The sequence below is a fragment of the Bilophila sp. T19-St14 genome (assembly GCF_059728385.1).
Map to the genome: position 1 here is coordinate 619,219 of NZ_BAAGFT010000001.1, position 24,225 is coordinate 643,443.

Consider the following 24,225-nt stretch of genomic DNA (forward strand, 5'->3'; position numbering starts at 1 on the left):
GTACCGAGGGCCAGCATAGCCCAAACCCCGCCGGGAGGAAACCCCCTCTCATGTCAGCCGGAATCTTCCATCCAGCCCTTGCGTGGGGCGAGCACTTCCAGCCTGTCCCCGACCGTCCGAAACCTCCCCCTGATCCGTGAGAGCCTCCTCAGCGGGCTCCCACAAACGCACGGGCCGGGCAACATGGCCGCCATGTCTCCCGTCCGGTAACGGATCAGCGGCATGGCCTGACGCGTCAATGTGGTGAAGACCACCTCACCCGGCGTCCTGTCAGGCACAGGTTCACCGGAAACCGGATCAACGACTTCAAAAAACAAATCACTCTCGCGCAGGTGGTACCCTTGCTTTCCGGGGCATTCAACCCCACCGCCGTAGCCTGTCTCAGTGAGGCCGTAGTGATCAAAAACCTCACAATGCCAACAATGGACAAGAGCTTCTTCCAAATCCAGCGGCAAAGGCTCCGCGCTCGACAATATGGCCCGGATTCCCGGAGAGGCCGGATGCGCACCCAAAAGACGGCGCAACTGCCCCGGCGCGGCGACCAGACAGTCCGGGCGATGCAGCTCCAGCTCCCGGCGAAAACAGGCATGTTCCGCTGCGGGATTTCCGGCGATCCCCCGGGCTCCGATCCGGGGCAATGCCCGGATGAGCAGATCCGTAACCCCATCGGGGCGTTCCGCTCCGGGCAACAGAATGAGCACCGTATCGCCGGGACGTACCAGCACGCTGATGCCGTGGGCGAAAAAATCCAGCGTCCGCTCCAAATCAGCGGAAGCGAAGGCCAGCCGTTTGGGTTCTCCGGTTGTTCCGGACGTGCTCAGCGTCACCATCCGGGCAATGGCATCCAGCGGAACGCAGACAAACCGCTTCCAGCCATCCTCAAGATCCCGCGCCGTCGTAAACGGCAGCTGTGCCACATCATCAAGCGAGGCAGGCCATGCCCCCGCCCGGATCGCCTCTCCGTGGCACGCAAAAACGCCCGCAAGACGTTTCCGGTACAGCAGGCTGTTGCGTTCCGCATAGCGCAACACCTCGTTGATTTTGTGCAACTGATACCGCAGCAACGATCCTTCGCTCAGCACATCCAGCCCGCAGCAACGCGCGATCCAGTCGTCCAGAAACGGGCGCGTCATCATACACGGCCCCGGTACAGCGTGGTGCCTTCAAACGAGGTCAGGTTGTACAGGCAAAACGGAATCAAGTTCCCTGATGGGCTGACGACATGGATGCAGCACCCTTTGACCCGTTCCAGATCCAGCGTCATGGCATCCTGAAATGCCATGCAGGACACGGTAAAGCGCTGCTCTATCCCCGCCGACGCCAAAAACCGATCGAACGCATCCCCATCCCGGGCCGCTGCCGGGGACGCGGGCGCGCTCCAGTGCCGGGCGGCGAATGCCTTGGCCTTACGGGCCCCCTCAGCGGCAGACGACGTTTCCCCACAATCGCAACAGGAGGAAGCGCCCTGCACCAGTTCCAATGTTTCCCCGTTTCTCCGATAAACGGCACTGAAGGAACACAGCGCGTTTTCACATCCCGGAGGGTGGAAATCCGTCCATCGGATTTGCCCTTGCGACTGCCGTTCCAGATCCGCGGCGATCTCCGGCAATGTCACGCGCGGCGCACCGTCGGATCGCCACGGGCAACGTCCGAACGAGGACATCGGCTGGAAGTGTACGCCCCGGACATGCCTTCCCAGACGCAGCCCCATTTCCACCAGCGGCCATAAGCGGTCGGCATTAACGCCCGCCGCCACAGTCGCCACCAGCACGACCCCGATCCCCGCTTCGCCGCACGCCCGGATCGCTTCCAGCTTTTCAGGAAGGCAACGCCTCCCGCGCAAAATCTCATGGGCCGCATCATCCGCCGCATCGCATTGCAAATAGACGGAATCCAGCCCCGCTTCGCGCAGCTTCGCCGCATATCCGGGCTCCGTCCCCAGACGCAATCCATTGGTGTTGCACTGGATCAACGCGAAACCGCGAGCTTTGGCCATACGGACGATTGCGGGAAGATCATCCCGTACCGTGGGCTCACCGCCGGAAAGCTGCACATTGCACGCCCCTGACGCTTGTCTGAGGCGATCCAACTGGAAGGCGATGCGTTCAAGGGAGGGCTCCGGCGCAATCTGTTCCCCGGCACTGGCATAACAGACTGGGCAACGCAGATTGCACCGCCCCGTCACTTCAATCAACCCCGTACAGGTATGCTGGGCATGATCCGGGCACAACCCGCAGTCGAAAGGACAGCCACGATCCCGCTCTACAAATGGATGCCGAGGATACGAAGGCGTTTTGTCACGAACCCAAGACCGGAAATCCGGCAAACCGCGCCAAATGGGAACGGAAAAAGCGCCATGCTCCGGGCACTCCTTGTTCAGAAAAACCGTGGAAGTACCCTCTTCCGCAGGATCAAGCACATATTCTGCCGGGATGCGCCGCAAACAGACGGGACAGAGGCTCTCCGTGGCCTGCGGCAGGGAACGGGCGGGGGACATTATCGAGGCTCCGTCATGTCGATTCCGTACCCGACGCACAAATCGACAAGTTTGTCCCAACAGTCGGCGAGCAGATCCCCGCACAGTGTCATGTCCGCACCTCCGCCTGTTTTTTCCTGAATGGAAGGACAGGAAACATCACGGCACCCTCCGGTACATACATGCTGGGCAAACCACGTTGCATAGTCGTTGATCAACGGTTCCGCCATCGGATGGGCGCTTTCACCCGTTGCCCCCTTGCACGCCAGATACCCAAGCGCCGCCGCGCCTCCCGTCAACAGCCCGCACGCACCGCCACTTTGTCCCATTCCGTGGCAAAGTCCGCCGGCAGCCCTGACGAGTCCGGGGTTTTCCACCCCCTGCTGCTGCAAGACGAGCAGGATAAGGAGCTGGCTGCAACAGTAGCCTTCCCGAATCAGCGGTACGAGTTCCAACATCAATGCGTTCATTTATTCCCCTTTTCCGCGACGAACATCCAATATCCAAACCGTTTTTCCGAACAAGCCGAACCGCCCCCCTGACATCCCCCCATCCACGCAAGCAGGGCCGAACGGGGGACGCCTTGAAACAGGAGCCTGCCCGCCAGTTCAGCGAGCAGCCGTGAATGATCTTCGGAGGCCAGAACACGAAATCCCTGCCGCGCCAGCCGTTCCGCCACAACATCCACGGGCACGGCACCACGCGCGCATCCTTGCCCGTCCACCCCATAGCCGCCTCCGCGGGCCACAATGTCCGTAAGCAACAGCCGTCCCCCCGGCCGCAGGATACGCCACATCTCGCCCAACGCCCGTTCAGGGTTGGACGACAGGGAAAGGACACATTCGCAGACTATGCCGTCCATGCAGACATCCCGCAGCGGAAGCCCCTCAAGCGTCCCCGCGAGGAGCGGCACTCCGGACAACCGCCCTTCCGCTTCCAGAAGCATGGGGGAGGAACAATCCATACCTACCGGGCGCAGGCCACGTTCCGCCAGCAAAGCCAGCGTCACGCCCAGGCCACACCCCAAATCCGCCACCCGCTCGCCGACGCTGAAAGCGCAGTATGCGAGCCCCCGCGCGGTAAGCTCCACGCCGCCGGGACGGAAACAATCCGCCGACGCCAGGCGGAAAAGCTCCCGCTGGTATAAAGGCTCTTCCTGATGCTGCGGAATCATTTGTCTTCCAGCAGGGCTTCCACTTCCGCCATCTTTCCCTCAGCCAGGGACTTGGGGATCATCGTCAATCCACAGGACGGGCAACGGGGCAAAGAAACGTCAAACGCACTGCCGAGGTAGCCGACCTGAACTTTGACCTGTTCCAAGGGGCATTGGCAACGGGCACATACCCAGTCGCCGGGATCCGGCACATAATTCGGTTCCATAGCCATGATGATCCTCCCGCCGGAAATTTCCGCTTTCTCGCATAGCTGGTTATCACTGAGCTCACCGTGAGAACCACGGGGCTGGGGCCTGTTCCATTTCAGCAGGGGCTGGGAACGGCAGCCTTCCGTTATCCCGCCACTCTCCCCTGGGCATTTTAAAGGTGGAACGGGCTGCGGACAGCCTCGTAACGGCCTTCGGGGGTTGATGTGCCGGGTACCTCCATCCGGTGGCAATAGGCATCATGGACAACGCACACGCCGTCCTCAACGCTGTATTCCACCCAGAACGTCACCCGTACGGGGCGCAAGGATGCAAGAAAATGCCCATTGTTCCGGTTCAGGAACGTATCCCCAGATGCCTCGGCATGGCGCACGACACGCACGGCATCCTCCCTCAGGATATGGCGCTCTTCCATCTTTTCCAAGACATCCGGAGCAATGCGGACAGGGATGCCGTCATCAAGCGTTTCTGCCACGTTTTCCCCGGCATAACGCCGGAGCACCTCGGTTCGCAGTGCGGCACGTCCCGCTCGCCGGGCCGACAGCCCGCTTCCTTTTGCGGTCGCCGCCGCATGAAGGGATTCACGCGGGAACAGCAGATCGAGCATATGCAGGGAAGGCTTGCCTTCCGCGGCCAGACGTTCCCTACACATGATGCAGGATGTGACGGCGTCGTGCTCAAGCTGGCCGGCCCGATCCGCCGCAATAGCCGAAGCAAGCTGCGGATTGGCGTCCCATGCCAGCCCTCCGTACCCACAACAGGGCGTCGTTTCGCCGGACAAACGCGGCTCCTCAAACGGGACGCCCCGTTTGGCAAGGAGACTCCGCACCGACCGCAACCATACCTCGTCGTGACGGGCGGAACAGGGATCATGAATACTCAATGTGGGGACGCCGCAACAGCAGGCTTCCCCGCTGAAGGACAGCGAGGGGCATTCCGTATCAAGCACTTCCCAAAGCGACGCTACGGACATTTCCGGCAAGGCTTCACGCAGCGTCTTACAACAGGAGGCGCAAGCGGCGATCACGCGAGGACGCCCAAGCGACTCCCATGTGGACTTGAGCGACCCCACGGTTTCCGCAAACAGCTTTTCCTCTCCCGCCCACTGCGCGGGAACGCCGCAGCACTGCAACAACAGGCCGACGTTGCCGAGATCTTTGCGCAACGTCTCGTACACGGCCAAAACCTGTTCTCCCCGTGCGCCCGCAAGCTGACAGCCGGGGAAAAACACATGCCCGCACCGCTCCGCAGCCTTCCCATCCGCCCCCAACCCAGCGAAAGACAGCGCACATTCCGGGCCGTTGGCGGCGGCCATGTCCTCCAGCGCGAACTCATGCGCCGAAGGGGGCATCATGCCGCGCCGAACCATATCCCTTCGGAACGACAGGCACAAATCCGCCATTGAAAAGCCTTCCGGACACAAAACCTCGCACTGGCCGCACAGCGTACAACTGTTGATCATCGTGTTGGCCTGATGGTGTCCCTTCACGATCGCGGCATTGTTGTACATCTGGCGGGCGTAAACGCGAGGGTAGCCCTTGTACTTCTGCATGTACAGGCACTCCCGCACGCAAATGAGGCATTCGCACTGCAAACATCTTCCGGCTTCGGTTTTGGCCTCTTCAAGCGAATACCCTTCACCGGGGTGTTCCGGTTCCAGCCGCTGCAACGGAGCCAACCCGTCGAGCGGGGTGTGCAGCCGAGTGGCGCTCGCTCCTTCATTCTCTCGCGAAGCCGTCAGGGAAACACCGGTCATGGAACGCTCAAGCGTCATAGCGGCCCGGCGGCCTTCCGCCGCCCATGCAACGGGGGTACCCGTCCCGTCCAGTGACGGCCAGCCGCCGAAGCAGACATGTTCCGGCCCACCCGCCACATTCAGCGTTACGGAATCCACAGCATCCCGTGATGCTGGGGCCAAGCCCGGAACAAGGGAAACATCCACAAAAACGGCGTCATAGCCTTCTACTTCCTGAAGCAGGGCTCTGTCAGGCTCTCGGCGGATCAGCGTCACGCCGCTCTTCCGCATGCTTTCGAGTTCACCATCCAAGGCTTCCGGCGCCAGTGAAGGGAATGCGGCGAGCAAACCTTCCGCCGGTTGCCCGCCCACATAGAACAAATCCACGGGATACGCCTTCCGGGAAAGATCCCATGCTACAACCAGCCCCGCCATGCCGTCACCAATCACGGCGACCTTTTTGCTTTTTGGGGGACGCGGCAGGTTCCGCGTCTGCTGCGGACACTGCGATACGCAGGCCCGTTCCAGCGCGCCAACGGCGAGCGGCCCGCCAAGCCCCTGCCGGACACAGGCCGTTTCGCACGGGTGTTCGCAAATCCGTCCCAAAACGCCGGGCAGAGGCAGATACCGCTCCAGTACCTTGCGGGCCCCGGGCATATCCCCGTGCGCCATCCGTTCGAGAAACGGCCTCACATCCATCTGCAACGGGCAGGCCGCCCGGCATTTGGGCATATCATCCTGGGTGCATTGCCGTTCCCAGCCCCGCAGATCCGCCTGTTCCATAACGCCTCCCGAAAACCGTCGAAATCAAAGACCCTCCCGGCCCGCATAACGCATCTCGCTATACAAGAACCGGGAGGGCTGCAAAGCCCGGCCTTCACGAGCAAGGCCGGGCGCGTCATCTCACTCCATCAATTACTTCTTCAGAGCGGCCAGCACCTTTTCGGGCCGTGCGGGCAGATGCGTCACGCGGGCACCGCAAGCCTGATAGATGGCGTTGATGATGGCGGCATGCGGAGCGGTAAGCGGGAGCTCGCCCACGCCGGAAGCACCGAACGGGCCGTCCTTGCGGGAGTTCTCAAGATAGATCAGCTCAATGTCATCCGGGATGTCCTTAATGTAGGGCAGGCCGGCGCCGATAAGCGTAGAGTGCTTCTTGATGTCCTCATAGTCTTCGGTCAGGGCGAGACCGACACCCTGCGCCAAGCCGCCGTACAACTGGCCGTCCGTTACGAGGCGGTTGTTCACCTTACCAATGTCGGCGATCATGGTCAGCTTTTCCACCGTGGTCTTACCGGTCGTGATGTCCACGGCCACTTCAGCCATGAACAGGCCGTACATATAACAGCAGAAGGGCTCGCCCTGCGCGTTTTCGTCCGGGGACGTACACGGGGTAGTCCACTTGCCGTACTGCCGGACTTCGCGGCCTTCGGCCTTCATTTCGTCATAGGTGTAGAAACCGCCGCCGGGCTTCTTCATAGCCTCGATCAGGGTTTCACAGGCTACGCGGATGGCATTGCCCACCACGAGCTGCGAACGGGAACCGCCAGCCGGGCCGCCTACGGGGGCCTTGGAGGTATCGTTCATGACAAGGCGGATCTTGTCGGCGGCGATGTTCAGGGGACGCAGAGCCTCATGAGCCGTACCGAGCGCGCCGGCGTCGGCACCCTGCCCATGATCGCCCCAGCACACGCCGATAGTGACCGTGCCGTCTTCATTGTACTGCGCCCAGCTTTCCGCCGAGTCGGGGCCGTCAAGGCCGCAGCCGTAGATGCCGATAGCCACACCCGCGCCGCGCTTCACGGTATCCGTGGAATTCGCCGCGGCCTTTTCCTTCGCCGCCTTGAACTTGGGGCGCATGATATCGATCATGTCCGGCAGGCTGAACACTTCGGGGGCCTGCCCGGAAGGATTGGTATCGCCGGGCTTGTAGCAGTTGACCGCACGCAGTTCCAGCGGATCCATGCCGAGCTTTTCGGCCAGCTCGTCAATGAGCACTTCGGAGGGGAATTCGCTTTCCGGAGCGCCGTAGCCACGGAACGCAGCCCCCCAGCCGTGGTTCGTGCAGACCGTTTTGCCGATACCACGGATATTTTCGATGCCGTATCCAGCACCGATGTACTGGGCACCGCGCAGGGTCAGCAGGTCGCCGAATTCGGAATACGGGCCATGGTCGACGATCCAGTCGGTTTCCATCGCCTTGATTTTGCCGGTGGCCTTATCGGCGGCGTAACGGACGGTCGTAAAGAACGGCGAGCGCTTGCCGGTGTATTGCTGCTGCTGTTCATAGTTGTAGCGCAGATGGCAGGGACGGCCTGTGGCAAGCACGGCCACGCCGATAAGCGCTTCCATCGTCGGGCTGAACTTGTAGCCGAAGGTACCGCCCGCGTTGCACTGCACCATGATCATGTCGTTGGCAAAATCAAGCCCCAGACCGGGGGCGATCATCAGGCCGTGCAAGTGCAGGCCGATGGATTTTGAATGGATGACCAGCTTGCCCTCTTCATTCATATAGCCGTACCCCACGTCCGGCTCAATGGGCAGGTGGGGCTGGCGCTGCGTGTAGAAGCTGTCTTCCACGACCACATTATTGGCGTCGGCGAAAAAGGGCGCGGTTTCCTGCCCTTTCACCTCTTTCTGCTCAAAATACACGTTCGGGGTTCCCGGATGGATCTCGATGGCGTCGGGAGCCATCGCGTCCGGGGCGTTCAGGTATTCGGGCAACAGTTCGAGATCAAATTTGACCTTGTCTGCGGCGGCACGGGCGTGCGCTTCCGAGTCGGCGCACACGATGGCGAGGGCGTCGCCGTACTGGAATATCTTGGTATCGTTCAGAATGGGACGATCCCAGCCGTCCCCCTTGTTGGTCGGGAAGGTGATGAGGCCGGTGATGCGGTTCTTGCCCTTAACGTCCTTATGGGTCAGCACGCGGTATACGCCGGGCATGGCTTCCGCTTCGGAGGTATCGATGCCCTTGATGTTGGCGTGGGAAACCTTGGCCTGAGCCAGCGCCAGATGCAGCGTGTTCGGAGGCATCTTGAGGGCGGTATCCGCGCCGAAGTCGTGCGTGCCGGTCACCTTGGCGACGGCGTTGGGACGCGGACGGCGGGAACCCCATGTGCGGCCGTCCACGGGCTCCTTATATTCGATGTCCTTGATGGATTTCTCGCCGCGCATGACGGCGGCGGCGTCCATGACGGCATCGACCAACGGCTTGTAGCCCGTGCAGCGGCAGGCGTTGCGGTGGCTCTGGAACCAGTCGCGCACGTCGTTGCGGGTCGGGGCCGGGTTCTTGTCGAGCAGGCATTTGGCGGACACGATGAAGCCGGGCGTACAGAAACCGCACTGCGCGCCGCCGTGGAACATCCACGAAAGCTGCAACGGGTGCATATGTTCGGGCGTGCCGATACCTTCAAGGGTGGTGACGGAGGCCCCGTCTTCAACGCGTTTCATTTTCAGCGTACAGGTACGCACCAGCTTGCCGTCCAGAATCACATTACAGGCACCGCACTGACCCGTGCCGCATCCGACCTTTACGCTGGTCAGCAAAAGCTGCCCGCGCAATACGTCGGCCAGCGAATCATCCGGATTCACCAGCAGCGTTTTCGTCATGCCATTTACAATGAGAGTCTTGGAAATCATGTGCCACTCCTTGATTCCACGGCCGGCCCGTCTGACGGGCCCAACCGGAGGGTTTCTGGATACCCAGGCGAAAGGGCTGTTCCCTTTTCGCCGGTTCCCCTGTAGCCTGCCTTGATGAGTACATTCGGAAGCCGCTCCTTCCCCGCACCCTCACAGGCACGGTTCCGTACAAAAACGGTTCCCGATGACGTGCACCTATCCTACCCTGCTTGGAAGAGCGGATATGTTTATTTGTGCATATAAGAAGCCCTGCATTCTGTCAATGCGGTCACCCGAAAAACACTGATACTGTTTTTAAGGAAACACCCATGCAAAACAGCTCCCGCTTTTTCAGGAACACGTCCTGCGCTTACTTTCCGTGCCACCCTAACGCGGATCCTGAAACATTCAACTGCCTTTTCTGTTATTGCCCGCTCTATTTCCTGCCGGAATGCATCGGCACCCCCCGCTGGAACGCGAACGGTATAAAGGACTGCACCCTCTGCCGCGCCCCCCATCAACCCGACAACTATGATCGCATTATCCAAAGACTTTCCGCGGCGATACGCCAAAGCGCCGCGGAAAGGAAGGAAAAGGGGCCTCGACAGCCCACGGAATGATCTTATTTGAAAAACAGCAGAGCCTGCGTTATAGTCGCCTTTCTGAAACACTTTTGCGCAAGGATGATCCCTCATGCCCAACAAGCTCGAACAAGCCCAAGAAGCCCTCGCCAAGGTTGAAGCCCACATGGAAACCCTGACGCCCCAGACGCAGGCCCGCCACATGGCTGAACGCGTCCGGGACAATCTGGCCGCGTGCATCGCCATGGCCAAATGTAACCCTAAAGCTGGGGAAATCCTCATGCCGAACGTGCTGACAGCCGCCCATGAGTACCTTTCCGGCCTCGGCAAGGACTGATCCTGACCTTCCGTATGATCCGTAATAAGCCCGGGATGCGCCGACATGGGACGTTCCGGGCTTGCCTCTTTTTTGGAGGCTCGGCGGGTGCCTTCCCTGCCCGCTGGCTCCCCCACCTACTCCGAGTTGTATGAGGTTCGCGTGCGTCTGCTGACAGTCCTTCTTTTCGGCGTGTTTCTCGTGGCGACGCAGGTTTTTCTCGTCCTGAAAGCCATGCAGGACAACCTGTTCGACCGGAACGTCGATCCTGTGGATGCCGTCATGGAACGGCAGGAATCCATTTCCGACGATCTCACGCCTCAGGAACGCCTGTGGCTCAGCAAGAACCACACTGTCCGGGTCGGCATCGATCCCGATTTCTACCCTCTGGAAAAATTCGACGCCGAAGGCCGCTATACCGGCATCGGCCCGGACTACCTCCGCATCCTCCACAAGATGACGGGGCTCACCTTCCGCATCACGCCCCCCTCCGACTGGAGCGACACGACGGACATGGCCACGTCCCACAAGGTGGATATGTACATCGCCGCAGCGGAGACGCAGCACCGTTCCCAATATATGCTGTTCACGCCCTCCTACATTGTGCTCCCCGGCATCATCGTGGCCCGGCAGCCCACCAAGGACGGGCTCATGGCCCGCAGCCCTTCCACGGGCGAAACGGAACCGGACATAGAGGGGATCAAGGACTTGGCCGGAAAGCAGGTCGCGGTGGTCAACCGGTATTCGTGGCATGATTTCCTTGAGGAACTGCACCCTGAAATAGTGCCCGTGCCCGTCAAAAACACGCTGGAGGGGTTGCAGAAAGTCGCCTTCGGCGAAGTCGACGCCATGATCGACTACCAGTTCAATATTACGGAAAAAATCAACAACAGCGGCATCCGCAACCTCCGCGTCGCCGGCCCCATCGACGCGCCTTACGGACATGCCTTCGGCATCCGCAAGGACTGGCCCGAACTCCACAGCATCATCAACAAGGCGCTCGGCAAAATCACGCAGGAAGAGCGCAGGATCATTGCCCAGAAGTGGCTCCAGCCGTATGAAAAGAAGGCCTTCTCCAAACAGACCATCTGGATGATGCTCTTTGCGGCGGAAGTGTTGTTCACGGTATTTGCCTTTGTCCTTTACTGGAACTTTTCCCTCAAGCGGCAGGTATCGCGCAGGACGGCCCAGCTCAATCAGGAACTGGCCAAATACGACCGTGCCGAAAAGGAGCTTCGGGAAAGCCGGGCCATGCTGGAGCAGTCCAACGTGGAACTGGAACACCGCGTCAACGAGCGCACGCGCGACCTGCAAGCCATCAATGCCGAGCTCCAGCTCGCCAAGGAAGCCGCCGACGCCGCCACAACCGCGAAAAGCCAGTTCCTCGCTAACATCAGCCACGAAATCCGCACGCCCCTGCACGGCATCATGGCCTTTGCCGAACTTGCCCTGCTCAAGGAAAAGACCCCGCCGCACCGCTACCTCCGGGCCATCCTCCAGTCCTCGCGGGCGCTTCTTGAAATCATCAATGATCTGCTCGACGTATCGAAGATCGAAGCCGGGCACCTTGAGCTTGAACAAGCCTCGTTCATGCTGGACGACGTGGTGCATCACGTCTGTACCGTAGCCCTGCACAACGCCCATGCGGGCGGCATCGAGCTCGTCGTGGACATGGACCCGCACATGCAGATCGCGCTGATCGGCGATGCCGGGCGCCTCCAACAGATCATTATGAACCTCGTAACCAATGCGGTGAAATTCACCGGCCCCGGCGGGCAGATCTGCGTGACGCTCAAGCAGGGCCATGCCGAACCGCTGCCTTCCGACACCTGCCCGGAACAGCGGCGCATACAGATCATCTGTTTCGTGCGCGATACGGGCGTCGGGATCGCGCCGGAATTCCTCGGCCAGCTCTTCCAGCCCTTCCGACAGGTGGACGCCTCCACCACGCGCCGCCACGGGGGAACCGGCCTCGGCCTGTGCATCTGCCGCCAGCTTGTCGAAATGATGCACGGCGAAATATGGGTGGAATCCGAACCCAACGTCGGCAGCACCTTCGCGTTTTCCATTCCGCTATGTACCCAGCCCGACTCTGGAGCAACCGCGCAGCTGCCGCCCCCACCGGCCCAGCCGATCCATGCGCTCGTCCTCAGCGCCTCGCCGCTCCAGACGGAAATCCTTTGCCGCCACTTCTCGGCCCTCGGCATTGATGCGCTTACGGCCACAAACACGGAGGAGGCCGTAAGCAAGGCGCAGGCTCTGCCCAAGAAGCAGCCGGATCTTCTGTTCCTCGACCGCAAGCTTTCGGAACCCAATACACTGTATGCCCTGCGCGCACTGCGCACGGCCTTCGGGCGCACCATCCCCGCAATCCTCATGGACGAGCACGCGGGCGAACAGATCCTTTCCGTATCCAACCGGGACGCCGCCCAGCATGACGGGCAGGTCGCCATCCTGTCCCTCGTGACCCTGCGCGGACTGCACGAATCCATTGTTTCCCTCAACGAGCCCTGCCTCGTGGCCTACTCCGGGCGGCTGCACTCCTTGCCCTCGCCGATGGAAACGCCGCTGTTCCACGATGTCCGCATCCTTGTGGCGGAAGACAACCCCACCAATCAGGAAATCATGGAAGCGCTCTTTGAAGATACGGGCGTCCAGCTTACCATCGTCAGCAACGGCAAACAGGCCCTCGACGCGCTCAGGGTCGGCGCACAGCGGGGCGAACGCTTCGATCTCGTCCTGATGGACGTCCAGATGCCGGTCATGGACGGCTATGAGGCCACCCGGATCATCCGCACCATGCCCGAACTCGAAGGGCTGCCCATCGTCGCAATCACGGCCCACGCCATGCACGAGGACAAAATGCGGGCGCTTTCCGCCGGGATCGCCCGATACCTTTCAAAACCCCTCAGCCGTGCGGCCCTGTTCGGCACGCTGCGGGCCCTGCTTCCGAACAAAATCCTGCCGCGCAAGCCCGAACAGGCCCCGCAGGGCTCGGAACCCTCGGCGCTTTCCGCCCCTATCGTGCTCAACAACACCCCCCTGCCTCCCTGCCTCGACGCCGGGGCCATCGAACGCCTCAACGTTTCGCCGGAGACGTACCAGAAAATCCTGCGGGGCTACGTGCGCAACACCTCAGAAGCCCTGCCCGCCCTGCGCAAGGGGCTGTACCTCGATCCCGCCCTGCCCGAACAGGCGTTGTGCCGCCCGGCGTGGGAATGGCTCATCCGCGAAGCCCACAACCTGAAAGGCGCATCCGCCAACGTGGGGGCCATCGCCGTACAGCAGGATGCCCACGCGCTGGAGCTCGCGCTCAAGCAGTTCGTCAAGCAATCGGGGAACGCCTCCGTCGAAACGGCGGCGCTTGCACAGACATTCTCTCCCCTGCTCAACGCACTGGAGGAGGCCTTCGCCACCGTGCAGATATCCGTACTGGAAGCCCTCCCTGAAACGCCGCAGCAGCAGGATGCCCCACCCCAGCCCATACAGGCCGGAACGCTGAATGAAGATCAAAAAGCGCAACTGCAACATTTCAAGGAGATGCTGGCCCTTGCCGATCCCGAACGGATCGCGGAGGCGCTCATGCCGTTGACGGCTTTCCTTCCATCTGCTCTGATGGAAAAACTACAGCAGGCGATCGATTTCTACGATTATGACGAAGCGCTGGCGCTGCTTCCCCCGGATACGCTGTGATGGAGCCTCTGCTTATGGAAACGGAATACGAAAAGCCCCTTGTCCTCGTCGTGGACGATGATCCCACCAACCTGCGGATCCTCGTCAGCAAGCTGAACCGGGAGTACCGGCTCGGCGTCGCCAAAAGCGGGACAAAGGCTCTGGAATATATGGGCAAGCAGATCCCGGATCTGGTGCTGCTTGACGTCATGATGCCGGACATGGACGGCTATGCCGTCTGCGAGCACATCAAGCGGGATCCCCGGCTGTGCGACATTCCCGTGGTCTTCATTTCCTACGTGGACGATCCCAGCCAGAAAACGCGGGGGTTCGAGGTCGGCGGCGTCGACTACATCACCAAGCCGTTCCATGACGCCGAGGTGCTGGCACGCGTGCGTACGCACATCATGAACAAGCAGATGCGCGAACAGCTCAAACGCCACAACGCCGAAATCGGCAAGGAGCTGGACGAGCACCGCCGCCAGTTGCTGGCCCTGCTCGACAACCTGCCCGGCCTCGCCTACCGGGAAACCGTCATCGGCGGCATCCCCGACGCCCGCCGCGCGGTCAGCTTCGTCAGCGACGGCGTCCTTGGCCTGACGGGGTATGCGCCGGACAGGTTCATGGGTGAGGAACGCCTCGGCCTCTTGGACATTGCCCACGAAGAGGATCGTGAAACCATCCGCAGCACCATCGCAACAGCCCTCAAAGAGCACCGCCGCTGGGAACTCGTCTACCGCATCATCACGGCGTGGGGCGAGGAAAAATGGGTGTGGGAACAGTCATCGGGCGCGTTCGACGCATCGGGAACACTCATTACCATTGAAGGGCTCGTCAACGACATTACGGAAAAGCAAAAGAACGAGCTCGGCATCCGCAGGGAAAACGAAGAACTCCGTGAACGCCTCAAGGCCCGCTGCTTCAACAACATTGTCGGGGATTCGCCGCCCATGCGCGAGGTGTTTGAGCTCATTGCCCGCGCAGGAGCCACGGAGGACTGCGTGGTCATATTCGGGGAATCCGGGACAGGCAAGGAGCTGGCCGCCCGTGCAGTACACGAATGCAGTGCACGTTGCGACAAGCCGTTCATCGCGGTGAACTGCGGGGCCATCCCCGAAAACCTCTTTGAAAGCGAGTTCTTCGGCTACAAGAAAGGCGCGTTCACGGGCGCGCTGGCCGACCGCAAGGGCTGCCTCGACCGGGCCGACGGCGGAACCCTCTTCCTCGACGAGCTGGGGGAATTGAGCCTTTCCGCCCAGACCAAGCTCCTCCGCGCCATCGAGGGACAGGGCTTCACCCCGGTCGGAGGCTCCGACCTGCACAAGCCCAACTTCCGCATCATCGCCGCCACCAACCGCAATCTGGCTGAACGGGTCTCTTCAGGGCAGATGCGCGAGGACTTCTTCTACCGTATCCACGTCATCCCGATCCACCTCCCCCCTCTGCGTCAGCGCAAGGAGGACATCCCCCTGCTCATCGAATACTTCCTCAACGCCTACCCCCGCGTCGGGGATCTCCCCTCCCTCAACGGCGAGGTCATGCAGGCGTTCATGCAGTACGACTGGCCGGGCAACATCCGCGAACTGCACAATACGCTGTACCGTTACCTGACGCTCGGCAAAGTCCAGCTCGGCACATTGCAGGTCGGTTCAGGACAGCTTCCCGCCGGGGGGCAAACAGGCTCCGACGAGGCCGAACACCGCCAAGCCCTCCCGCAGGAGCCGTTGGCTACGGCGCTGGATCGTTTTGAACGGGAATACCTGCTCGAAACCCTCCGCCGCAACGACTGGAAGCGCGCGGAAACAGCGGATATCCTCGGCATCGACCGCCGTACCCTGTTCCGCAAGATCAAGCAGTTCAATCTGGAGGACGAAGAAGGCAAATAGCCCGGTTCAGGAAACGCCTCGCTCTGAGATTCCACAAACGCGAAAGCCTTTGGGAAAGAGGACGGACGTGCTCTGTCCGGCGATTTGGGGGAAGAAAAGGAAAGTTGTGTCCTAGGTCGTGTCGTCATTTTACATACAATCACTTGAAATTATCGAAAACAATCTTTTTTATGAAAAACAGTTTAATAATTTGGATAAATTATATCTAATTGCCGATACGACCTAGAAAATGGTTGATGCCTTTTTTCTTGAAGTTCCAAAGGAATAACCAACAAAATGCCTTAGCCGTGGATCCCGCCAAAAGGAAAACAGGAGAAAAAGGCTGTACTTTCACCGTGCTGTAAAGATGAAGCAACCACATGTTATAACAGGGCCAAAAGAGAAAAATTTTTTCCGGAAAAGCCCCTGCCCCTAACGCTTCCGCATGGTGTCAGGGAATCCAGCCTGCCATGTACAAAACGGGCAGCTCGACAGCGCAGAATTGGCATACCGGCGGTCTCCCGTCACTTCTTCCCCAATCCAATCGGGCAGTTCAAAGGCTTGCCCCTCGTCGGAAAGTTCGATTTCAGCGACGACAAGCCCAGCGTTGTCCCCAAGGAACTCGTCGACTTCCCAAACGAAGCCCTGATAAGGAATTTTGTAACGGATCTTATCGATGAGGGATGGCAGCGCCAGCGTATCAAGCATCCTGTCGGCATCCCCGCGCGGGATCTCGTACTCGAACTCCTCGCGGGAAAAACCCCGTGTCTGTCCTTTAACGGTCAGGACGCCGCGTTCGCCTTCCGTACGCACGCGGATCGTGCATGGGTGCGTCTGCAAGTAGCCCTGCCGGAACCGCACACCTTCGGCGAGCCCGCGCCATGCCTCGCTTTTGACAAGAAATTTCCGCTCGATTTCCACATTCATGTCATCCTCCTGTACGGCCCGATGTCGTATGCTTCCCTTCTACCGCGTTTCGGCCCCAGCGTACAGGCTCGGTGTTTTCCACCGGAAACGCTTTCCGTATACGGGATACGTTACGGGCTCCGTGTACATGAGGGTTCTCCCTATCCTCCAAAATACGCTGAATAAAACTAAGGAACTCATGTAGATATGTGTTCTTCTTGAAAAGCTGGAGGAATCCTATTCGGAAAGCTGGGGCTGGGCATATGGGTTCCCCCATTTCCTTTTCCGCTTGGGAAAGCATTTTTACAGCCGCTTGCGTAACAAGGCGAAACGGTGTACAGATACCGATTCCGTCATTGTTGACGCGCCCTTTTTTTCCGGCTTGCCCTTCCGGTCTCGTCCGGCCAATCTCCATGAGGATACTTTCTTGAAAGATCTCGTTCGTAACGAAAAGCTCCGTAATATTGCCATCATTGCTCACGTTGACCACGGCAAGACCACGCTCGTGGACGCCCTTTTCCGCCAGAGCGGGATTTTCCGAAGCGACCAGCAGGTTGATGACCGTGTCATGGACAGCATGGATCTGGAACGGGAACGCGGCATCACCATCTCCGCCAAGAACTGTGCCGTGAGCTGGAACGGCGTGAAAATCAACATCATCGACACCCCCGGCCACGCCGACTTCGGTGGTGAGGTCGAGCGCGCCCTATCCATGGCCGACGGCGCCATCCTACTAGTCGATGCGGCGGAGGGCCCTCTGCCCCAGACCCGTTTCGTGCTCCGCAAAGCGCTGGAACGCGGCCTCAAGATTATCGTGGTCATCAACAAGATTGACCGTAAGGACGCCCGCGCGCAGGAAGTGCTGAACGAAGTCTACGATCTGTTCATCGATCTCGACGCTACGGAAGAACAACTCGAATTTCCGGTGCTCTACGCCATCGGACGCGACGCCGTAGCCATGCGCGAGCTGGACGCCCCCCGCGTAGATCTCTCCCCTCTCTTTGAAACCATCCTTGAAGTAGTTCCCGGCCCGTCCTACGATCCCGAAGAACCCTTCCAAATGCTGGTTTCGGATCTCGACTACTCAGAATACCTCGGACGCCTCGCCGTGGGCCGCAGCCTGCATGGGACGGTTCGTTCCAACGAGGCGTTGGTCTGCGTCAACGAGGCGGGCGTCCCCGTGCCCCTGCGCGTGACCCGCCTGCAAGCCTACGAAGGCCTGCGTCTCGTCGATATTACGGAAGCCATGCCCGGCGACATCGTCATCATCGCGGGCATGGATGACGTAGCCATCGGCGACACCATCTGCACCAAGGAAAACATCCGCGTGCTCCCGCGCCTCCGTGTGGATGAGCCCACCGTGGCCATGCGCTTTACCATCAATACCTCGCCTCTCGCCGGACGCGAAGGCAAGAACGTTCAGTCCCGCAAGATCCGCGAGCGCCTGCTTAAGGAAGCCCTCATCAACGTGGCCATCAAGATTGAGGAGCCCGACGAGAAGGACAGCTTCATCGTCAAGGGCCGCGGCGAGTTCCAGATGGCCATCCTCATCGAAACCATGCGCCGCGAAGACTTCGAGCTCTGCGTGGGCCGCCCAGAAGTCATCTTTAAGCGGGACGAAAACGGGCAGCTCCTTGAGCCCATCGAACAGCTTTACGTTGACTGCGACGAAAATTTCATGGGCGTCGTGACCGACAAGATCGCTCAGCGCAAGGGCCGCATGGTCAATTGCGTGAACAACGGCACGGGCCGCGTCCGTCTGGAATTCTCGGTTCCGTCCCGCGGGCTCATCGGCTACCGCGACGAGTTCCTCACCGACACCAAGGGCACGGGCATCATGAACTCCCTGCTTGAAGGTTACGAGCCCTATCGCGGCGATTTTCCGAGCCGATTCACTGGCTCCATCGTGTCCGACCGCGCCGGGAACGCCGTCGCCTACGCGCTCTTCAATCTTGAGCCGCGCGGCCAGCTTTTCGTGGTGCCTGGCGATCCCGTCTATGAAGGCATGATCGTCGGGGAGCACAACCGTGATAACGACATCGACGTGAACCCTACCAAGGAAAAGAAACTCACCAATCTACGCGCCTCCGGCAAGGACGAAGCCGTTGTCTTGACGCCCGTCCGCCCCATGACGCTGGAGCATGCCCTGCATTTCGTCCGTGAAGACGAGCTGGTCGAAGTAACCCCCCACTCCATCCGCCTGCGCAAGGCCGAGTTGAATGCACTCAAGCGCTACCAGTCCGCCGGCAAGAAGAAGCTCGCCAGCCCGGGGAAGTAAATCTTAAGATTGGAGAGGGGGAAGGGGAACCTTTCTGGAGAAAGGTTCCCCTTCCCCCTCTCCAAACCTCTCCCCCTTCCTCTCCAAAGACTTTCGCGTTTATCGAATCCCTGTTCAAAGGTATTGCCGTAACAGGCAAGAAAGCCCGTGCTGGTCTGTTCCGCACGGGCTTTCTCATTCTCGTAAGTGGATGATCTGCGTAGTTGATGGGAGAAGACGGGCCTCTTGCGGGGAACAGTAAAAGGCTCTTCCCGGCCCGCTACAGCAGTACAAGGACGCCGCTGTTGGCGATAGCGACGATCAAGAGCAGGAGGGAGAAGATCATGCCGATCTTATGGCGCATCGGCGTCGTGCTCCGGGCGATGACCGTCCAGATGACGGAGGGGATGAACAACGCCGCAAACAACGCGGCGACGAACAGAAGTGCACCCTGATTTTCAAACGTCAGCAGCTCCTGCGTTTGCAGCATGAAGCACAGCACGCCCGCCATGATCAAAGAAAGCCAACCACCCCACGCGGCCCACTCGCCGCACCAGTTGGCCGCAAAGACATAGTAGTCACGCCCGAAGTCGTCTATATTCCGCCGGACGAGAAGCCAGAACAGCCCCAGAGCCCCCGCAGAGGCAACCTCAAGGAAGTGGATCAGCCCGAAGTACAACCAGAAAGGATCGCTGACGGAAGGCAACAGGAGATCGATCAGCGTCTGAAGGTCGTTCTCTTGCGGCAGCTCTGTGCCCTGCAAGGCCACGCGGCCCAGAATAAGCCCGATGATGGGGAGGCAGGCAAGGCTGCTTCCGGTCAAAAACGCGAGAAAACCGTGCAGCACGGGCCAACTGCGCAGCGGCTTCCACGCCGCCACCACGATAGCCCAGATGATGGCCCCGCCAAGCAGAAGGCCCGCCGAAAGGTATAGGCCCGCCTGATATAGGGGGGGAAAGGTGTCGTAGGGGACGATCTTTGTCAGACCGAGGCCCGCGAAGCACACGACGAACAGCCAGTTCAAAAAATTGGCAAACCGCGCCTGCTGGCGGGAACAGCGCTCCAACAGGCTCCTTCTGCCAAAATGGGCGCGGATCAGTCCATAGAGCACCACAAAAGGCAACACGACTGCCGCGAGATATAAGCATACAGGCACGGCGAACAGCGCAAGCTGCCCCCATGCTTCGATGAGGCCCGGCGGCAAAGCGGGCAACAGTTCGGACAAACGCTCCAATACAGACATCGATTCCATGCCATTTCCTCATTAACAGGGCAGAAAGTGAAGCGCGCCCCGCCGCGTCCCGCTGGCAAACCGAACGCCTATCGGAGGCACGCGCAACGATTCAGGCCTCAACATGGGGTCACCAATACCAAAAGTAAACCCTGTTCGCACACTTTTTTTGCGTATTTTGGGATATATTTCTGAAGGAGTCATTCAAAGCCGGAAGCCAACCTATGCCAAAAGGCTTCCATTTCCCGAAAAAATCTTGGATCCCCCAGCGGAGCGATTGCTAACGGCCTTGATTTAGGCGATACTGTCAGACCCGCAGGTGCTGTCCGTACCTGCAAGCTGGAAACGGGGCAGGAAAATCCATATCGGGCCAGCGGCCCGGCGACTGGCAATGCTCCGCTCCGGAGCCTACAAATCATGCATGAGGTACAACGGTGGAGAAAACAGAACATAAAGTCCTCGTAGCCAACCGGGGAGAAATCGCCGTACGCATCGTTCAGGCCTGCCGTAAATTGGGCTTGGAATTCGTTTGCGTGCATACGGCCGAGGACATCCATTCCGGCCACGTACGCATCGCCAAAGAACTTGGTGGGGAAAAATCCCTCTATCAGGTGTCCTCCTACCACGACGCCAATGAAATCCTGTCCGTCGCCGACGACGCCGGCGCCACGGCCATTCACCCCGGCTACGGATTCTTCGCGGAGGACTTCCGCTTCGCCCGCCGGGTCACGACCAGAGAACGCAAGCTGATCTTCATCGGCCCTTCGTGGCGGGTCATCCGGGAGCTCGGCGATAAAATCAATACCAAACGCCTTGCCCGCAGCCTCGGCGTGCCCACGGTTCCCGGTTCCGACCGCCCCATTTACGACGAAATGGAAGCCGAAAAGATCGCCAGAAACCTTTATGATTTCCAGCTTCAGCAGGGCATCACTCGCCCGCTGGTTCTCGTCAAGGCTTCCGCGGGCGGCGGCGGCATGGGCATTGAGGAAGTATACGACATCGATCAGTTCCGCTCCGTGTACCGGCGTATCCGCAACTACGCGCTCCGCCAGTTCAAGGACGAAGGCGTGCTCATCGAACAGCGCATCTGCGGCTTCAACCATCTTGAAGTGCAGATCGTCTCCGACCGGAGCGGCAAAAATCCGGTTCATTTCGGCACCCGTAACTGTTCGATCCAGTCCACAGGCCTCCAGAAGCGTATCGAAGTTGCGCCCGGCTTCGATTCCTCATCCATCGAATACGATTTCGACGCGGACAAGCTGTTGGAAGACATCACCCGCCACTCCCTCGCATTGGCCCGCAAGGTCGGCTACGACAACGTAGGGACGTGGGAATGGATCGTCACCAAGGACGGCAGCCCCTTCCTTATGGAAGTGAACACCCGCATTCAGGTGGAAAACGGCGTCTCCGCCCGCATTTCCAAGGTCAAGGGGCAAGGCGACGTCGACATCATCGCCGAACAGATCCGCATAGGCCTCGGCGAGCCCCTCGGCTATACGCAGGAAGACATCACTTTTGAAGGCGTGGGCATCGAATACCGCCTCATCGCCGAGGATCCCGATAACCGCTTTACGCCGTGGGTCGGCCGCATCGATGCCTTCGGGTGGCCGAGCCATCCTTGGCTCAAAATGTACACGCACGTGCCTACGGACGAGCCGTACGAAATCCCCACGGAATTCGACCCGAACCTTGCGCTTGCCATCATCTGGGGCGAAAACCTCGAACAGGCCAAGGAACGGGGCATGCAGTTCCTCGACGAGCTGACCCTGCAGGGTGAGAACCAGTCCGGCGAACTGAAGTCCAACGTCAACTTCCTCCGGGCCAATACGGGCCGCATTCTCCGCTTCTAGCGGATTACTGGATACAGCATGGATATCGAAAAAAGAGCACATCATCTGAGCGAACGCCTCAACTATATCCGGGATATCTTTGACGGCAAGCACCCGGAAGACATCGAGTTGCTGCACAACCGCCTGAACGAATTCTTCCGCCGTGCCACGGAGGGCATCCAGTCCGACCCGGATGCGGAGCTCACCACGCTGGAAGAACTGTTCACGTTTATGGAGCGCAAGCTGGAAACGAAAATCCAGCCTATGGACAAGGTGCGCATCGTCCGCCATCCGCAGCGTATCTGCCTGCGTGACATCCTTGAAAACGTATACGACAACTTCACGGAAATCGGCGGTCAGGAAGAGCACAGCATCGATCCGAGTATGCTTATCGCCCGCGCCACCATCACCCGCCGCCGCGGCAAGAAGACCTACAACCAGCTCATCATGGTCATCGGCCAAGAAAAAGGCCACGGCGAGGAATTCCGCAACGGCGGTTCCGTCAAGCCGTGGGGCAACTCCAAGGCCCTCCAGTACATGAAGGTTGCGGAAACCGAAGGTATCCCGATCCATACCTACGTCTTCACGCCCGGCTCCTTCCCCATTGAGGACACGCCCGGCGCGGCGCAGCAGATTGCGAAAAACCTCTATGAAATGGCCGGGCTCACCGTGCCTATGGTCGCCGTGTTCTCCGAAGGCGGTTCCGGCGGCGCCGAGGCCATTTCGCTGGCGGATCGCCGCCTCATGCTTTCGCACGGCTACTATTCGGTCATTTCCCCTGAAGGCGCCGCAGCCATCGAAGGCCGTCTGAAGCCCGGCCAGCGCGCCACGCCCGAACTCATCGAACGCTGCGCCACCCAACTGCACATCACCGCCGAGGACAACCTCCAGTTCGGCTATATCGACAGGATCATTCAGGAACCCAGCCTCGGCGCCCGTCCGTATCATTATGACTTCTTCCGCACCCTGCGCCAGGAAATCATCCGGGCTACCGATGAAACAGTCCTGTCCGTGCGTTCAGGCTTGTTCCGCGGCGCGCTGCTCCGCCGCATGAGCCGCGACGACATCAACCTCGACGAGATGTATATCCGTTGGCACCTCAGCCAGGGTGCCCGCGAGCGCCTTGTCCTGCGCCGCCAGAAAAAATTCCTCCGCCTGTCGCGCGGGGCCTATATCGACCGCCGCCCCTTCCTCAACAAGATGCGCAACAGCATGCGCGAATCGTGGGGCAACATCTCCGCCCGCATCAAATATGCGCTTATCACCAAGCATCAGCGTAAGTTCGCCTACCTGCTGGATGAAATGACCTCTGAAATGCACCTGCTGAAGCGCCGCCTGACCGCGCCCTTCTGCCGCATCCCTCGTGATCAGCGCCCCTCCATCGAACCGGAAACCGTGCGCAACCTGACCACGCTTTCCGATTGGGACGAGGAAAACGAGTCCCGCAAAGGCCAATGGTCGTATATCAGCCCCCGCGCCAAGGAAGACCGCGCGGTCACCTGCCCGAATGCAGGCACGCATGGCTGCCTCGACCTGTGGTCCCCGGATCTGTACGGCGAATTCGCGGGCGTCTGCACGTGGTGCGGCCACCACTTCCCGATGGAATACCAGTGGTTCGTCAAGAACGTGTTCGATGAGGATTCCGTCCGCGAATTCAACGGCGAAGTGGAAGCCGGCAACCCCCTGCAGTTTGAAGGCTTTGATGTCCGCCTTGCCGAAGCGCGGGAGCGCACCAAGCTCAAAAGCGGCTGCATTACCTTTGAAGCCAAGTTGGACGGCACCAAGATGATCGTCGCCCTGTTCGCGGGCACTTTCCGCGGCGGCTCCGTCGGTTCCGCCGAAGGCACCAAGTTCGTGGAAGCCGCGGAACTGGCGATGAAGAAGCGCTATCCGCTTCTCGCCTACGTGCACGGCACGGCGGGCATCCGCATTCAGGAAGGCACGCACGGCGTCATTCAGATGCCCCGCTGCACGGTGGCGGTGCGCCGCTACATCAATGCCGGTGGCCTGTATACGGTTCTGTACGATACCAACTCCTACGCCGGGCCGGTGGCGAGCTTCCTCGGCTGCTCGCCCTACCAGTATGCCATGCGCTCCTCGAACCTTGGGTTCGCCGGACGCGGCGTCATCAAGGAAACCACAGGGATAGACATCGAACCCCACTACCACAGCGCGTATAAGGCACTGGCGCGGGGACACATTCAGGGTGTATGGGATCGCCGTGAGGCTCGCGCCAACCTGAAGCAGGTTCTGCTGACGATGGGCGGCCGCAACCTTTACTACCGTTAACCGCCGATGGGCTTTGGGGCCGGGACGTCCCGGTTCCCCGCCTTTCCCCTTTGCAAGAAGAGAGTC

The 24,225-nt window shown here is 60.2% G+C and carries 16 protein-coding genes; 7 read left to right on the forward strand and 9 right to left on the reverse strand.

What is annotated here, in order from left to right:
• Positions 1-53: 53 nt before the first annotated feature.
• The 7 genes from AC6I1V_RS02835 to AC6I1V_RS02865 form a co-directional block, all read right to left on the reverse strand.
• A complete protein-coding gene (locus AC6I1V_RS02835) occupies positions 54-1,136 on the reverse strand; it encodes a DVU_1553 family AMP-dependent CoA ligase (protein ID WP_486853564.1) in 1,083 nt (360 codons plus the stop codon).
• Positions 1,133-2,500, reverse strand: coding sequence for a radical SAM (seleno)protein TrsS (trsS, locus tag AC6I1V_RS02840; protein ID WP_486853568.1), 1,368 nt, complete (start codon positions 2,498-2,500; stop codon positions 1,133-1,135). Before trsS ends, AC6I1V_RS02835 begins: the two co-directional genes overlap by 4 nt.
• Positions 2,497-2,946: a DVU_1555 family C-GCAxxG-C-C protein gene (locus AC6I1V_RS02845; RefSeq protein WP_308771950.1), complete on the reverse strand. Its 450-nt coding sequence runs from the start codon at positions 2,944-2,946 to the stop codon at positions 2,497-2,499. The genes trsS and AC6I1V_RS02845 overlap by 4 nt, the downstream gene beginning before the upstream one ends.
• Complete coding sequence (trsM, locus tag AC6I1V_RS02850) at positions 2,943-3,650, reverse strand: DVU_1556 family methyltransferase (protein WP_308771951.1); 708 nt, start codon at positions 3,648-3,650, stop codon at positions 2,943-2,945. The genes AC6I1V_RS02845 and trsM overlap by 4 nt, the downstream gene beginning before the upstream one ends.
• The gene (locus tag AC6I1V_RS02855) at positions 3,647-3,862 is read right to left on the reverse strand and encodes a DVU_1557 family redox protein (protein WP_337432152.1); all 216 of its coding nucleotides are present in this window, start codon (positions 3,860-3,862) and stop codon (positions 3,647-3,649) included. The genes trsM and AC6I1V_RS02855 overlap by 4 nt, the downstream gene beginning before the upstream one ends.
• Positions 3,863-4,011: 149 nt before the next feature.
• Positions 4,012-6,375 carry a pyridine nucleotide-disulfide oxidoreductase/dicluster-binding protein gene (locus AC6I1V_RS02860; RefSeq protein WP_497736830.1) on the reverse strand — a complete coding sequence of 788 codons (2,364 nt, stop codon included), beginning with the start codon at positions 6,373-6,375 and terminating at the stop codon, positions 4,012-4,014.
• A 132-nt stretch (positions 6,376-6,507) separates the two neighbouring features.
• Positions 6,508-9,234, reverse strand: a complete 2,727-nt coding sequence (locus AC6I1V_RS02865) for a molybdopterin-dependent aldehyde oxidoreductase (protein WP_486855015.1) — start codon at positions 9,232-9,234, stop codon at positions 6,508-6,510.
• A gap of 308 nt (positions 9,235-9,542) precedes the next feature.
• Here AC6I1V_RS02865 and AC6I1V_RS02870 point away from each other — a divergent pair, with 308 nt between their 5' ends.
• The 4 genes from AC6I1V_RS02870 (at position 9,543) to AC6I1V_RS02885 (ending at position 15,668) form a co-directional block, all read left to right on the forward strand.
• Positions 9,543-9,833, forward strand: a complete 291-nt coding sequence (locus tag AC6I1V_RS02870; protein ID WP_486855047.1) for a cysteine-rich small domain-containing protein — start codon at positions 9,543-9,545, stop codon at positions 9,831-9,833.
• Positions 9,834-9,906: 73 nt separating this feature from the next.
• The gene (locus AC6I1V_RS02875; RefSeq protein ID WP_302553374.1) at positions 9,907-10,131 is read left to right on the forward strand and encodes a translation initiation factor IF-2; all 225 of its coding nucleotides are present in this window, start codon (positions 9,907-9,909) and stop codon (positions 10,129-10,131) included.
• 45 nt (positions 10,132-10,176) lie between these two features.
• Positions 10,177-13,803 (forward strand): response regulator, encoded by a 3,627-nt coding sequence (locus tag AC6I1V_RS02880; RefSeq protein ID WP_497736831.1) that lies wholly within the window; start codon positions 10,177-10,179, stop codon positions 13,801-13,803.
• Complete coding sequence (locus AC6I1V_RS02885) at positions 13,803-15,668, forward strand: sigma 54-interacting transcriptional regulator (protein WP_486855044.1); 1,866 nt, start codon at positions 13,803-13,805, stop codon at positions 15,666-15,668. The genes AC6I1V_RS02880 and AC6I1V_RS02885 overlap by 1 nt, the downstream gene beginning before the upstream one ends.
• A 411-nt stretch (positions 15,669-16,079) precedes the next feature.
• Here AC6I1V_RS02885 and AC6I1V_RS02890 read toward each other — a convergent pair whose 3' ends face one another.
• Positions 16,080-16,574 (reverse strand): CYTH domain-containing protein, encoded by a 495-nt coding sequence (locus tag AC6I1V_RS02890; protein WP_486855060.1) that lies wholly within the window; start codon positions 16,572-16,574, stop codon positions 16,080-16,082.
• Positions 16,575-16,980: 406 nt separating this feature from the next.
• On the opposite strand from AC6I1V_RS02890, the gene typA reads away from it, so the two are divergent.
• Complete coding sequence (gene typA / locus AC6I1V_RS02895; protein WP_483971885.1) at positions 16,981-18,831, forward strand: translational GTPase TypA; 1,851 nt, start codon at positions 16,981-16,983, stop codon at positions 18,829-18,831.
• 259 nt (positions 18,832-19,090) lie between these two features.
• On the opposite strand, the gene AC6I1V_RS02900 is transcribed toward typA, so the two are convergent.
• Positions 19,091-20,062 carry a hypothetical protein gene (locus AC6I1V_RS02900; RefSeq protein WP_486854978.1) on the reverse strand — a complete coding sequence of 324 codons (972 nt, stop codon included), beginning with the start codon at positions 20,060-20,062 and terminating at the stop codon, positions 19,091-19,093.
• A 413-nt stretch (positions 20,063-20,475) separates the two neighbouring features.
• Here AC6I1V_RS02900 and AC6I1V_RS02905 point away from each other — a divergent pair, with 413 nt between their 5' ends.
• On the forward strand, positions 20,476-21,891 hold the full coding sequence (locus AC6I1V_RS02905; protein WP_302551974.1) for a biotin carboxylase N-terminal domain-containing protein: 1,416 nt from the start codon (positions 20,476-20,478) through the stop codon (positions 21,889-21,891).
• An 18-nt stretch (positions 21,892-21,909) separates the two neighbouring features.
• A complete protein-coding gene (locus AC6I1V_RS02910) occupies positions 21,910-24,159 on the forward strand; it encodes an acetyl-CoA carboxylase carboxyl transferase subunit alpha/beta (protein ID WP_302551975.1) in 2,250 nt (749 codons plus the stop codon).
• The last annotated feature ends 66 nt before the right edge of the window (positions 24,160-24,225 follow it).

Coding starts and splice junctions, on each gene's coding strand:
- AC6I1V_RS02835 (WP_486853564.1), bottom strand. CDS start 1,136: ATGATGACGCGCCCGTTTCTGGACGACTGGATCGCGCGTTGCTGCGGG.
- AC6I1V_RS02845 (WP_308771950.1), bottom strand. CDS start 2,946: ATGAACGCATTGATGTTGGAACTCGTACCGCTGATTCGGGAAGGCTAC.
- trsM (WP_308771951.1), bottom strand. CDS start 3,650: ATGATTCCGCAGCATCAGGAAGAGCCTTTATACCAGCGGGAGCTTTTC.
- AC6I1V_RS02855 (WP_337432152.1), bottom strand. CDS start 3,862: ATGGCTATGGAACCGAATTATGTGCCGGATCCCGGCGACTGGGTATGT.
- AC6I1V_RS02860 (WP_497736830.1), bottom strand. CDS start 6,375: ATGGAACAGGCGGATCTGCGGGGCTGGGAACGGCAATGCACCCAGGAT.
- AC6I1V_RS02865 (WP_486855015.1), bottom strand. CDS start 9,234: ATGATTTCCAAGACTCTCATTGTAAATGGCATGACGAAAACGCTGCTG.
- AC6I1V_RS02870 (WP_486855047.1), top strand. CDS start 9,543: ATGCAAAACAGCTCCCGCTTTTTCAGGAACACGTCCTGCGCTTACTTT.
- AC6I1V_RS02875 (WP_302553374.1), top strand. CDS start 9,907: ATGCCCAACAAGCTCGAACAAGCCCAAGAAGCCCTCGCCAAGGTTGAA.
- AC6I1V_RS02880 (WP_497736831.1), top strand. CDS start 10,177: ATGGGACGTTCCGGGCTTGCCTCTTTTTTGGAGGCTCGGCGGGTGCCT.
- AC6I1V_RS02885 (WP_486855044.1), top strand. CDS start 13,803: ATGGAGCCTCTGCTTATGGAAACGGAATACGAAAAGCCCCTTGTCCTC.
- AC6I1V_RS02890 (WP_486855060.1), bottom strand. CDS start 16,574: ATGAATGTGGAAATCGAGCGGAAATTTCTTGTCAAAAGCGAGGCATGG.
- AC6I1V_RS02900 (WP_486854978.1), bottom strand. CDS start 20,062: ATGGAATCGATGTCTGTATTGGAGCGTTTGTCCGAACTGTTGCCCGCT.
- AC6I1V_RS02910 (WP_302551975.1), top strand. CDS start 21,910: ATGGATATCGAAAAAAGAGCACATCATCTGAGCGAACGCCTCAACTAT.